General features: G+C 40.1%; 8 protein-coding genes. All 8 read left to right on the forward strand.

Going from position 1 to position 13327, the window contains the following annotated elements; genetic code table 11:
• Window positions 1-106: 106 nt before the first annotated feature.
• The 8 genes from rpoB to rpsJ all read left to right on the forward strand — a co-directional run bounded on the left by rpoB (window position 107) and on the right by rpsJ (window position 13324).
• Complete coding sequence (gene rpoB, locus TY11_RS09200) at window positions 107-3643, forward strand: DNA-directed RNA polymerase subunit beta (protein WP_042145377.1); 3537 nt, start codon at window positions 107-109, stop codon at window positions 3641-3643.
• 89 nt (window positions 3644-3732) lie between these two features.
• Window positions 3733-7338 carry a DNA-directed RNA polymerase subunit beta' gene (rpoC, locus tag TY11_RS09205; RefSeq protein ID WP_042145379.1) on the forward strand — a complete coding sequence of 1202 codons (3606 nt, stop codon included), beginning with the start codon at window positions 3733-3735 and terminating at the stop codon, window positions 7336-7338.
• 316 nt (window positions 7339-7654) lie between these two features.
• Window positions 7655-7906 (forward strand): 50S ribosomal protein L7ae-like protein, encoded by a 252-nt coding sequence (locus tag TY11_RS09210; RefSeq protein WP_042145382.1) that lies wholly within the window; start codon window positions 7655-7657, stop codon window positions 7904-7906.
• 134 nt (window positions 7907-8040) lie between these two features.
• The gene (gene rpsL, locus TY11_RS09215; RefSeq protein WP_042145384.1) at window positions 8041-8460 is read left to right on the forward strand and encodes a 30S ribosomal protein S12; all 420 of its coding nucleotides are present in this window, start codon (window positions 8041-8043) and stop codon (window positions 8458-8460) included.
• A 43-nt stretch (window positions 8461-8503) separates the two neighbouring features.
• On the forward strand, window positions 8504-8974 hold the full coding sequence (gene rpsG, locus TY11_RS09220; RefSeq protein WP_042145386.1) for a 30S ribosomal protein S7: 471 nt from the start codon (window positions 8504-8506) through the stop codon (window positions 8972-8974).
• Window positions 8975-9094: 120 nt separating this feature from the next.
• Window positions 9095-11173 (forward strand): elongation factor G, encoded by a 2079-nt coding sequence (gene fusA / locus TY11_RS09225; protein ID WP_042145388.1) that lies wholly within the window; start codon window positions 9095-9097, stop codon window positions 11171-11173.
• 122 nt (window positions 11174-11295) lie between these two features.
• The gene (gene tuf / locus TY11_RS09230; protein ID WP_042145389.1) at window positions 11296-12486 is read left to right on the forward strand and encodes an elongation factor Tu; all 1191 of its coding nucleotides are present in this window, start codon (window positions 11296-11298) and stop codon (window positions 12484-12486) included.
• A gap of 529 nt (window positions 12487-13015) precedes the next feature.
• Window positions 13016-13324 carry a 30S ribosomal protein S10 gene (gene rpsJ, locus TY11_RS09235; RefSeq protein ID WP_042145391.1) on the forward strand — a complete coding sequence of 103 codons (309 nt, stop codon included), beginning with the start codon at window positions 13016-13018 and terminating at the stop codon, window positions 13322-13324.
• The last annotated feature ends 3 nt before the right edge of the window (window positions 13325-13327 follow it).

Genomic DNA, 13327 nt, shown 5'->3' on the forward strand with positions numbered 1-13327 from the left:
GTAGTTTCTTCTGAGCGGGAGAAACGATAGTTTTCTAACAATATATTGCTTTTCATGTGGGCTTATGCTCGCAAATAAAATATGCATGATTTGAGAGGTGAAGCAGTTGACAGGTCAACTAGTTCAGTATGGACGGCACCGCCAACGCAGAAGTTATGCGCGCATCAGTGAAGTATTAGAATTGCCGAATCTTATCGAAATCCAAACCGCTTCATATCAATGGTTTATGGAAGAAGGTTTGCGAGAAATGTTCCAAGACATTTCTCCGATCGAGGACTTTACAGGTAATCTATCGCTTGAATTCGTAGATTATAGCTTAGGAGAACCTAAGTATCCTGTAGATGAATCAAAAGAAAGAGATGTAACTTATAATGCTCCGCTTCGCGTGAAGGTTCGTTTAATTAACAACGAAACTGGCGAAGTAAAAGAGCAAGAAGTTTTTATGGGGGATTTCCCTCTCATGACAGATACTGGTACGTTTATTATCAATGGGGCTGAGCGTGTAATTGTTTCTCAGCTTGTGCGTTCGCCAAGTGTCTATTTTAATGAAAAAATTGATAAAAACGGAAAAAGGGGTGTAGCTGCAACTGTAATTCCAAACCGAGGGGCTTGGTTGGAGTTTGAAACAGATGCAAAAGATGTCGCTTATGTCCGTATCGATCGTACACGTAAATTGCCAATCACCGTATTATTACGTGCCCTTGGTTTTGGCTCAGATCAAGAGATTATTGATTTGATTGGTGAAAATGAATACTTAATTAATACGTTAGAAAAAGATAATACAGAATCAACTGAAAAAGCGCTACTTGAAATTTACGAGCGTTTGCGTCCGGGTGAACCACCTACTGTAGAAAATGCAAAAAGCTTATTGATATCCCGTTTCTTTGATCCAAAACGTTATGACTTAGCTCATGTTGGGCGATACAAGATTAATAAAAAGCTTCATTTGAAGAACCGTTTATTTAATCAAGTGTTGGCTGAACCAATTGTAGATGCTGATACAGGTGAAGTATTAGCAGAAGCAGGCGACAAGGTTGAACGTAGATTATTAGATAAGATCATCCCATACATCGAAAATAGTGATGTTGTTCTTGGAGAAAAGATTCTTGAACCTCATGATGGAGTGCTGGAAGATCCGATTCACATCCAATCTATTAAGATTGTAGACCCTACTGACCCGAGTGGTGAAAGAGTACTTAATGTGATTGGTAATGCAAACATTGAATCTAGTGTAAAACATATTACACCAGCTGATATTTTAGCATCAATCAGTTATTTCTTTAACCTATTACACAAAGTGGGAGATACAGATGATATTGACCATTTAGGGAATCGTAGACTTCGTTCTGTGGGTGAACTCTTACAAAACCAATTCCGCATTGGGTTATCCCGTATGGAACGTGTTGTGCGTGAACGTATGTCTATTCAAGATACATCAAGTGTAACGCCACAACAATTAATTAATATTCGTCCAGTAATTGCATCAATTAAGGAGTTCTTTGGTAGCTCTCAGTTATCACAGTTCATGGATCAAACTAATCCACTAGCTGAGTTAACGCACAAGCGCCGTCTGTCGGCTTTAGGGCCAGGTGGTCTAACGCGTGAACGTGCAGGGTTTGAGGTTCGTGACGTTCACTACTCTCACTATGGTCGTATGTGTCCGATTGAGACACCAGAAGGACCGAACATTGGATTGATTAACTCTCTATCATCTTATGCAAAAGTAAATAAATTTGGGTTTATTGAAACTCCGTATCGTCGAGTGGATCCTGATACAGGTAAGGTTACAAATCAAATTGATTACCTAACTGCTGATGAAGAGGATAATTATGTAGTTGCACAGGCAAATGCTAGATTAAATGAAGATGGTACATTTGTTGATGAAGAAGTTATTTCTCGTTTCCGTGGTGAAAACACTGTAGTTGCTAGAGAAAAACTTGACTACATGGACGTTTCACCAAAACAAGTAGTATCGGCTGCGACCGCGTGTATTCCTTTCTTGGAAAACGATGACTCTAACCGTGCGCTAATGGGAGCAAACATGCAACGTCAAGCAGTTCCTTTACTAAGACCTAGAGCGCCTCTTGTAGGTACAGGAATGGAATATGTGTCAGGTAAAGACTCTGGTGCTGCGGTAATCTGTAAACATGAGGGTATTGTAGAGCGAGTCGAGGCTAAAGAAGTATTGGTTCGCAGAGTTTCCGAGGTTGATGGCAAGGAAGTAAAAGGTGATCTTGATCGCTACAAAGTACAGAAGTTTATTCGTTCTAACCAAGGTACTTGTATTAACCAACGCCCGATTGTGAGCGAAGGGGACCGCGTAGTTAAAGGCGAAGTACTTGCAGATGGTCCTTCCATGGAGTTAGGTGAACTTGCTTTAGGCCAAAACGTCCTAGTAGCTTTCATGACATGGGAAGGTTATAACTACGAGGATGCTATTATCATGAGTGAACGCCTTGTGAAGGATGATGTTTATACGTCAATCCATATTGAGGAGTATGAATCTGAAGCTCGTGATACAAAGCTTGGACCTGAAGAGATTACAAGAGATATCCCTAACGTAGGGGAAGAGGCACTTAAAAACTTAAATGAACAAGGAATCATCCGTATTGGAGCTGAAGTTACCGATGGGGATATCCTAGTTGGTAAGGTAACACCTAAGGGGGTAACGGAACTCTCTGCAGAGGAACGTTTACTACATGCAATCTTTGGAGAGAAAGCTCGTGAGGTTCGTGATACTTCTCTACGAGTACCTCATGGTGCAGGTGGAATTGTTTTAGATGTTAAAATCTTCAATCGTGAAGACGGAGATGAATTACCACCAGGTGTTAATGAGTTAGTTCGTGTTTATATTGTGCAAAAGCGTAAAATTCACGAAGGAGATAAGATGGCTGGCCGTCACGGTAATAAAGGGGTTATTTCTCGTATATTACCGGAAGAGGATATGCCGTTCTTGCCAGATGGAACACCGGTTGATATCATGTTGAACCCACTAGGGGTACCATCACGTATGAATATCGGACAGGTGTTTGAATTGCACTTAGGTATGGCTGCGAGACAGTTGGGTATCCATGTTGCCTCACCAGTATTCGATGGAGCCACAGAACAAGACGTTTGGGATACTTTAGAAGAAGCTGGTATGCCAAGAGATGCGAAGACCATTCTATATGATGGTAGAACTGGAACTCCGTTTGATAACCGTGTATCTGTTGGGGTCATGTATATGATCAAACTTGCTCACATGGTTGATGATAAGTTACACGCTCGTTCAACAGGTCCTTACTCACTTGTTACACAGCAACCACTGGGTGGTAAAGCTCAGTTTGGTGGTCAGCGCTTTGGTGAGATGGAGGTATGGGCATTAGAAGCATATGGTGCTGCATATACACTACAAGAAATCTTGACAGTTAAGTCGGATGACGTAGTGGGACGTGTGAAGACATATGAAGCAATCGTTAAGGGCGATAATGTTCCAGAACCAGGAGTACCTGAATCATTTAAAGTACTGATAAAAGAATTACAAAGTTTAGGTTTAGATGTAAAAATTCTTGCTGGTGATGAGTCAGAAATTGAAATGCGTGATTTAGAAGAAGAAGAGACACAAGCTGCAAGTAAGCTTAACTTAGAAGTTGAAGAAAATTAATTAAGGCGGGGAATTGACATATAGTCATTCCCCCACATCTCATTAATAGTAATCCATAGGGAATCGCACATTAAAAGGGAGGTAGACCCTTGATAGATGTAAATAACTTTGAATTTATGAAAATTGGTTTAGCTTCACCAGAAAAAATTCGTTCATGGTCATTTGGTGAAGTCAAGAAGCCAGAAACAATTAACTATCGTACATTAAAACCAGAAAAAGACGGACTATTTTGCGAGCGAATTTTTGGCCCGACTAAAGACTGGGAATGTCACTGTGGTAAATACAAACGAGTACGTTATAAAGGTGTCGTTTGTGACCGATGTGGTGTAGAGGTTACTAAATCAAAAGTGCGTCGTGAGCGTATGGGACATATCGAGCTAGCTGCTCCGGTATCACATATATGGTACTTCAAAGGAATTCCTAGCCGTATGGGTCTTGTGCTAGATATGTCACCAAGAGCTTTAGAAGAAGTAATTTACTTTGCTGCTTACATCGTTACGGAACCAGGAAATACCCCTTTAGAGAAAAAGCAATTGCTCTCTGAGAAGGAATACCGTGCGTACTATGAAAAATACGGAAGTTCTTTCAAAGCTCAAATGGGTGCGGAAGCAATTCGCAAGCTTCTACAAGATATCGATCTTGATAAAGAAGTTGATACTTTAAAAGAAGAGTTGAAAACTGCTCAAGGACAACGTAGAACAAGGGCGATTAAGCGTCTAGAAGTATTAGAAGCTTTCCGTCACTCTGGAAACGAAACTTCTTGGATGGTTTTAGATGTTCTACCAGTTATTCCTCCAGAAATAAGACCAATGGTACAGCTGGATGGTGGACGTTTTGCAACTTCTGACTTGAATGATTTGTATCGCCGTGTGATTAACCGAAATAACCGTTTAAAACGGTTATTAGATTTAGGTGCACCTAGTATTATTGTGCAAAATGAAAAGCGCATGCTTCAAGAAGCTGTCGATGCTTTAATTGATAATGGACGTCGTGGTCGTCCTGTGACAGGACCTGGAAATCGTCCATTGAAGTCACTTTCACATATGCTTAAAGGTAAACAAGGTCGTTTCCGTCAGAACTTACTTGGTAAACGTGTTGACTACTCTGGTCGTTCCGTTATTGTAGTTGGTCCTAACTTGAAAATGTATCAATGTGGATTACCGAAAGAAATGGCTTTGGAGTTATTCAAACCATTTATTATGAAAGAGCTTGTTGAGAGAGGTATTGCACACAATATCAAATCAGCAAAACGCAAAATTGAACGCGTACACCCTGATGTTTGGGGAGTGCTAGAAGATGTAATCAAGGAGCACCCTGTTTTACTAAACCGTGCCCCTACACTTCATAGATTAGGTATTCAGGCATTTGAACCAACATTAGTAGAAGGACGTGCAATTCGTTTACACCCTCTAGTATGTACAGCATATAACGCTGACTTCGATGGTGACCAAATGGCTGTACACGTACCGCTATCAGCTGAAGCACAAGCAGAAGCTCGTCTACTAATGTTAGCTGCACAGAACATCCTTAATCCAAAGGATGGAAAACCGGTTGTTACACCATCCCAGGATATGGTATTGGGTAACTATTACCTAACACTAGAACGTGAGGGTGCAATTGGAGAAGGTGCTGTATTTACTGGTGTGAATGAAGCAAGAATTGCTTATCAAAATGGATTTGTTCATTTGCACACACGTATTGCGGTTCAAGCGTCAAGCTTAAATAATAAAACATTTACAGAAGAACAAAACAACCAATTATTACTAACGACTGTTGGTAAACTAATATTTAATGAAATTCTTCCAGATTCATTCCCGTTCATCAACGAACCAACGAGGTTTAATTTAGAGGATCGAACTCCTGAAATGTACTTTGTTGATAAAGGAACTGACATTAAAGAAGAAATTAAGAAACGCGAAATCATTAAGCCGTTTAAGAAGGGCTTCCTAGGTGATATTATTGCAGAAGTCTTTAAACGATTTAAGATTACAGAAACATCTAAGATGCTTGACCGGATGAAAGATCTTGGCTTTACTATGTCAACAACAGCTGGTATGACTGTTGGTATTTCTGATATCGTGGTATTACCTGAGAAAGAAGAAATACTTGTAGAAGCACAGAAGAAAGTTGACAATGTATTGAAGCAATTCCGCCGTGGTTTAATTACGGATGAAGAGCGTTATGATCGAGTTATTTCTATTTGGTCTCAAGCTAAAGACAGTATTCAAGATCGCTTGATGGAGTCTCTTGACAACCGTAACCCGATCTTTATGATGAGTGATTCAGGAGCTCGTGGTAATGCATCGAACTTTACACAGTTAGCTGGTATGCGTGGTCTAATGGCTAACCCAGCCGGACGTATCATTGAGTTACCAATCAAATCAAGTTTCCGTGAAGGTTTAACAGTACTAGAGTACTTTATTTCTACCCACGGTGCTCGTAAAGGGCTTGCGGATACAGCATTGAAGACAGCAGACTCTGGTTATCTAACACGTCGTTTGGTTGACGTAGCACAAGATGTTATTGTTCGTGAAACAGATTGTGGAACAGACCGAGGATTACCGGTTTCAGCTTTAACGGATGGCAATGAAGTAATTGAACCATTATTCGACCGTTTAGTAGGACGTACTGCATTTGAAAAAGTGTTACATCCTGATACAAAAGAGGTAATTGTAGAATTCGATACAGTAATTTCGGAAGATCAAGCTAAACAAATCGTTGAATCTGGTATTGAACAAGTAACTATTCGTACAGTGTTCACATGTAATACCAAACATGGTGTGTGTAAGAAATGTTACGGACGCAACCTAGCTACTGGTTCAGAAGTTGAGGTTGGAGAAGCGGTTGGAATCATTGCTGCTCAATCAATTGGTGAACCAGGAACACAGCTAACAATGCGTACATTCCATACAGGTGGAGTTGCGGGGGATGATATCACGCAAGGTCTTCCTCGTATCCAAGAGTTATTTGAAGCACGTAACCCTAAAGGTCAAGCGATAATTACAGAAGTTTTCGGTACAGTACTTGAAATTCATGAGGTTAAGGATAAACAAGAAATTGTTATTCAGGGCGAAGTTGAACAGCGTTCATACGCAGTTCCATATAATGCTCGTTTGAAGGTTTCTGTTGGGGATGAGGTAATTGCAGGGCAAGAACTTACAGAAGGTTCAGTTGACCCTAAAGAACTTATCCGTGTCCAAGGTGTATCTGGAGTTCAAGATTACTTACTACGCGAAGTACAACGTGTATACCGTATGCAAGGGGTAGAAATTGGCGATAAGCACGTAGAAGTAATGGTTCGCCAAATGCTTCGTAAAGTCCGTGTTGTCGATGCGGGTGATACAGATGTACTTCCAGGATCATTACTTGAAGTACATCAATTCAAAGATGCAAACAGTAAAGTCCTTACAGAAGGTAACCAACCAGCAGTTGGAAGACCTGTCCTGCTAGGTATTACGAAGGCTTCACTAGAAACAGATTCATTCTTATCAGCAGCTTCCTTCCAGGAAACTACAAGAGTACTAACAGATGCAGCAATCAAAGGCAAACGTGATGAACTTCTTGGTCTGAAGGAAAACGTAATTATCGGTAAACTAGTTCCAGCTGGAACAGGAATGCAACGCTACCGTAAGATACAGTTACCAGCAGTTGAAGAGGAAGAAGTACTAGAAGAAGTAGAACAACCCGTACAATAATTTTATCTAACAGATTTTCTTGATATTAGCGAGAAACTGTACGAATAGACTGAGCGGCTCTTACCTTGTGGGATGCTTAACCAGCCTCCCACGGGAAGGTATACACCGTGAGTTTTTTGAACAGAGGCCACCACTGTGCTCTGGAATGAAGATGAAGTGTTTTCGGACTACGGACTTGTTATGTTAGAAAAGCTTTAGTAAAAAAATATCTGGAAGCACCAAAAAAATATCAGAATTCTAGTTGACATTAAAAAACTAGAATGATAATATATTCAAGGTGCTTCCAATTTATACTTCTTACTTTGGAGGATATATAATGTCTTATGAAAAAGTGAGTCAAGTAAAATCAAAAACACTAATTGGTGTGAAGCAAACACTTAAGGCTATGAAAAACGGCCAAATAAGTGAAGTGTATATAGCCGAAGATGCTGATCGGTTTCTTACACAAAAAGTAGAAGAATTAGCCAAAACGCTAGGTATTCCATACCAGCGTGTTGATTCCATGAAAAAGCTAGGAGCCGCATGTGGTATTGATGTTGGCGCATCTACTGTAGCGATTAAGAAGTAATAATAGTTTTGGCAAGGAAATCCTTGCGAAGGCTTTGTTTTTTGCTTCAAGATGAACCACCTGGATGTGTGGGTTTACGATACAGATAATAACTAGCTAATCACGAAGTCATTAATAGAAGGGAGGACAACATAATGCCTACAATTAATCAACTTGTACGTAAAGGTCGCGTAAGCAAACCTAAGAAATCTGACTCACCAGCACTTAACAAAGGGTACAACAGTTTTAAAAAGTCATTAACTAACGAAAACTCTCCACAAAAACGTGGTGTATGTACTCGTGTTGGTACACTAACTCCTAAGAAACCGAACTCAGCATTACGTAAATATGCTCGTGTTCGTTTATCAAACAACATGGAGGTAACTGCATACATTCCTGGTATTGGACACAATCTTCAGGAACACAGTGTAGTACTAATCCGTGGAGGTCGTGTAAAAGACTTACCAGGGGTACGTTATCACATTGTACGTGGTGCGCTTGATACTGCTGGAGTAGACGGTCGTATGCAAGGTCGTTCTAAATACGGTACAAAACGCCCTAAAGAGAAAAAGTAAGTTAATCGTTTAACAACATAGATATAGGAAAGGAGGGGGACATATGCCACGTAAAGGACCAGTACCTAAGCGCGATGTCTTGCCAGATCCACTTTATAATTCAAAACTAGTAACTCGTTTAATCAATCAAATTATGGTTGATGGTAAACGCGGTGTAGCACAAAAGCTTCTTTATAACGCTTTTGAACTAGTAGAACAACGCAGCGGACAAAATCCGATGGAAGTGTTTGAACAAGCAATGAAAAACGTTATGCCTGTACTTGAAGTACGTGCACGCCGTGTTGGTGGTTCTAACTACCAAGTACCTGTTGAAGTTCGTCCAGAACGTCGTCAAACTTTAGGTTTACGTTACCTTGTTAACTACGCACGTTTGCGCGGAGAAAAAACAATGGAAGAACGTTTAGCAAATGAAATTCTAGATGCTTCAAATAATACAGGTGCTTCTGTTAAGAAACGCGAAGATATGCACAAAATGGCTGAAGCAAACAAAGCGTTTGCTCACTACCGTTGGTAATCTGAGATTATGTTTAAATAGGTTGGGAAAATGGTCCAAGAAATTCGATGTATCATTTTTACCACTATTTAAACATCCTCTATACAAAAATAAAGGTTTTAACAGGAAGGAGAAGAATACATGGCAAGAGAGTTCTCCTTGGAAAAGACGCGCAATATTGGTATTATGGCACACATTGATGCAGGTAAAACCACTACAACCGAGCGTATTCTTTTCTATACAGGACGCATTCATAAAATTGGTGAAACGCACGAAGGTGCTTCACAAATGGACTGGATGGAACAAGAGCAAGAGCGCGGAATCACAATCACTTCTGCTGCAACGACTGCTCAATGGAAAAACCACCGTATCAACATTATTGATACTCCAGGGCACGTAGACTTCACTGTTGAAGTTGAACGTTCACTACGTGTGCTTGACGGTGCTGTAACAGTACTTGATGCTCAATCAGGTGTTGAGCCTCAAACAGAAACTGTATGGCGTCAAGCAACAACATATGGTGTTCCACGTATCGTGTTCATCAACAAAATGGATAAAACTGGTGCTGACTTCTTATATTCAGTTGGTACATTAAAAGAACGTTTAGGTGCAAATGCACACCCTGTACAACTTCCAATCGGTGCCGAAGACCAATTCAATGGTATTATCGACCTAATTAACATGGAAGCTCACTATTATTTAGATGATCTTGGAACTCGTGATGAATCTCGCGAAATTCCAGAAGAACTAAAAGACCAAGCTGAAGAATTACGTGCTAGCCTTATTGAAGCAGTTTCAGAGCTAGATGAAGAGCTTATGATGAAGTACTTAGAAGGAGAAGAAATCTCTAACGAAGAACTGAAACAAGCAATTCGTAATGCAACTCTTTCTGTAGAATTCTACCCAGTATTCTGTGGATCTGCTTTCAAAAACAAAGGTGTTCAGTTAATGCTTGATGGAGTAATTGACTACTTACCAGCACCAACTGATGTACCTGCTATCGAAGGTACTTTACCTGATTCAGATGAAAAGGTAACTCGTAAATCGTCTGATGATGAGCCTTTTGCTGCTTTAGCATTTAAGGTTATGACTGACCCATTTGTTGGTAAATTAACTTTCTTCCGTGTTTATTCTGGAACACTTGATTCGGGTTCGTATGTACGTAACTCTGTTAAAGATAAACGTGAACGTGTTGGACGTATCCTACAAATGCACGCTAACTCTCGTGAAGAGATTGCGAAGGTATACTCTGGTGAAATTGCGGCTGCAGTAGGATTGAAAGATACTTCAACTGGTGACACTCTATGTGATGAAAAGAATCTTGTAATTCTTGAATCTATGGAATTCCCAGAACCGGTTATCTCGGTTGCTATCGAGCCAAAAACAAAAGGTGACCAAGATAAAATGGGTATTGCTTTAGGTAAACTTGCTGAAGAAGATCCAACATTCAGAACTGAAACAAACCCTGAAACTGGTCAAACAATTATCTCTGGTATGGGTGAACTTCACCTAGATATCATTGTTGACCGTATGAAACGTGAATTCAAAGTTGAAGCTAACGTTGGTGCACCACAGGTTGCTTACCGCGAAACATTCCGTACAGCTGCTGAAGTTGAAGGTAAATTCGTACGTCAGTCTGGTGGACGTGGACAATTCGGTCACGTTTGGATCAAGTTTGAGCCAAACGAAGAAGGCGCTGGCTTTGAATTTGAAAACAAAATCGTTGGTGGTGTAGTTCCTCGTGAATACATCCCTGCTGTAGAACAAGGTGTTAAAGAAGCAATGGAAAATGGTGTATTAGCTGGTTATCCGCTAATTGACGTTAAAGCTTCCTTGTTCGATGGTAGTTATCATGATGTTGACTCAAACGAAATGGCGTTTAAAGTTGCTGCGTCTATGGCACTTAAAGCTGCTAAGAACAAATGTAACCCAGTTCTACTTGAACCAATGATGAGAGTAGAAGTTGTTATGCCTGAAGAATACATGGGTGACATCATTGGTGATATTACTTCTCGTCGTGGACGCATGGAAGGTATGGAAGCACGCGGACAATTACAAGTTGTTAAAGCATTCGTACCACTTGCTGAAATGTTTGGTTATGCAACCGCATTACGTTCAAACACTCAAGGTCGTGGACAATACACCATGCACTTTGACCATTATGAAGAAGTACCAAAGAGTGTTTCTGAAGAAATTATTAAGAAAAATGCTGGAGAATAATTGCATTTTTAGTAATTCTCAAGTATAACTTTTATTGTAGGCTAAGAAATAGCACAGGCTGTTATTTCTTGGCTACAACATATACTTAAAAAACTTTCATTCATTTAAAGGAGGAAATATAAATGGCTAAAGAAAAATTTGACCGCTCCAAGAGTCACGTTAACATTGGTACAATCGGACACGTTGACCACGGTAAAACTACTTTAACTGCTGCTATTACAACTGTAATGGCTAAAAAATCTGGTAAAGGTACTGCAATGGCTTATGACCAAATCGACGGTGCTCCAGAAGAAAAAGAACGTGGAATTACAATCGCTACTTCTCACGTTGAGTATGAAACTGAATCTCGTCACTACGCACACGTAGACTGCCCAGGACACGCTGACTATGTTAAGAACATGATCACTGGTGCTGCACAAATGGATGGAGCTATCCTAGTAGTATCTGCTGCTGATGGTCCTATGCCACAAACTCGTGAGCACATCCTACTTTCTCGTAACGTAGGTGTACCAACAATCGTAGTATTCTTAAACAAAGTAGATATGGTTGATGACGAAGAATTATTAGAATTAGTTGAAATGGAAGTTCGTGACCTATTATCTGAATATGACTTCCCTGGTGATGATGTACCAGTAATCAGCGGTTCTGCTTTAAGAGCTCTTGAAGGTGACGAAAAGTATGAGCAAGCAATCGTTGACCTAATGAACGCTGTTGATGAGTACGTTCCAACTCCAGAACGTGACACTGAAAAGCCATTCATGATGCCAGTTGAGGATGTATTCTCAATCACTGGTCGTGGTACAGTTGCTACTGGTCGTGTAGAACGTGGTCAAGTTAAAGTTGGAGACGAAGTTGAAATCATCGGTCTTCAAGAGGAATCAGGCAAAACTACTGTAACTGGTGTTGAAATGTTCCGTAAGCTTCTAGATTATGCTGAAGCTGGAGACAACATTGGTGCATTACTTCGTGGTGTTGGACGTGAAGATATCACTCGTGGTCAAGTATTAGCAAAGCCAGGTTCAATCACTCCACACACAAACTTCAAAGCTGAAGTTTATGTATTATCTAAAGAAGAAGGTGGACGTCATACTCCATTCTTCACAAACTATCGCCCACAGTTCTACTTCCGTACAACTGACGTAACTGGAGTTATCTCACTTCCAGAAGGCGTAGAAATGGTTATGCCTGGAGACAACATCGAAATGAATGTTGAACTAATCTCTCCAATCGCTATTGAAGACGGTACTCGTTTCTCAATCCGCGAAGGTGGCCGTACTGTAGGATCAGGCGTTGTAACAACAATCTCTAAATAATAATTGATTCAAATAGAAACAGGTAACGTGACGACGTTGCCTGTTTTTTCTTTTAAAAACTGTTAGATTCTAATGATCTACATTATTGGAGTAGTAACCATGTTTGAAAAGTAGAGTGAGAGTGTCTCATACAACATGAAAAGCTATAATCAAAGATGAAATGAAGAATAAGAGTAAGCCACAACTCAAATTGCGCGACAGTATATAATGTATCCACCCTTAAAAACATATTCAACGTACATTTATACTCAACCACTAAAACAACACCAAACTTTCCCAATAAAAAACTTACCTACAACTCTTGCAATCACTAAGATTACTAAGTATAATACATAGATGTGCAAGAAAAAGAATTTTATTCAAAAAAAGGTTGCACTGACCATGTATATTCTATATAATAAGAATGTTGGTCGTTTCAGGCGATGATGTGGAAGGTTGTTGGCACACCCGGCCCCTTTGCCATGGGCGGTGGCTAAGAAATTTTCACGGAGTATGTCTATTATAATATGGGCGAAAAGGAGGTAAAATGATGGCAAAAGAGAAAATCAGAATCCGTTTGAAAGCATATGATCACCGTATCTTAGATCAATCTGCTGAAAAAATTGTAGAGACTGCGAAGCGTTCTGGAGCAAAAGTATCTGGTCCGATTCCATTACCTACAGAAAAAGCTATTTACACAATCTTACGTGCGGTTCACAAATATAAGGACTCACGTGAACAATTCGAGATGCGTACACATAAACGTCTAATCGATATTGTTAACCCAACACCACAAACAGTTGATTCGCTAATGCGTTTAGATTTACCATCTGGTGTTGACATTGAAATTAAACTATAAAAT

The sequence above is a fragment of the Paucisalibacillus algeriensis genome, from assembly GCF_000577245.1.
GTDB lineage: Bacteria > Bacillota > Bacilli > Bacillales > Amphibacillaceae > Ornithinibacillus.

Excerpts from the sequence above, each read along its gene's own strand:
- TY11_RS09210 (WP_042145382.1), top strand. The coding sequence starts at position 7,655 with ATGTCTTATGAAAAAGTGAGTCAAGTAAAATCAAAAACACTAATTGGT.
- rpsL (WP_042145384.1), top strand. The coding sequence starts at position 8,041 with ATGCCTACAATTAATCAACTTGTACGTAAAGGTCGCGTAAGCAAACCT.
- rpsG (WP_042145386.1), top strand. The coding sequence starts at position 8,504 with ATGCCACGTAAAGGACCAGTACCTAAGCGCGATGTCTTGCCAGATCCA.
- fusA (WP_042145388.1), top strand. The coding sequence starts at position 9,095 with ATGGCAAGAGAGTTCTCCTTGGAAAAGACGCGCAATATTGGTATTATG.
- tuf (WP_042145389.1), top strand. The coding sequence starts at position 11,296 with ATGGCTAAAGAAAAATTTGACCGCTCCAAGAGTCACGTTAACATTGGT.
- rpsJ (WP_042145391.1), top strand. The coding sequence starts at position 13,016 with ATGGCAAAAGAGAAAATCAGAATCCGTTTGAAAGCATATGATCACCGT.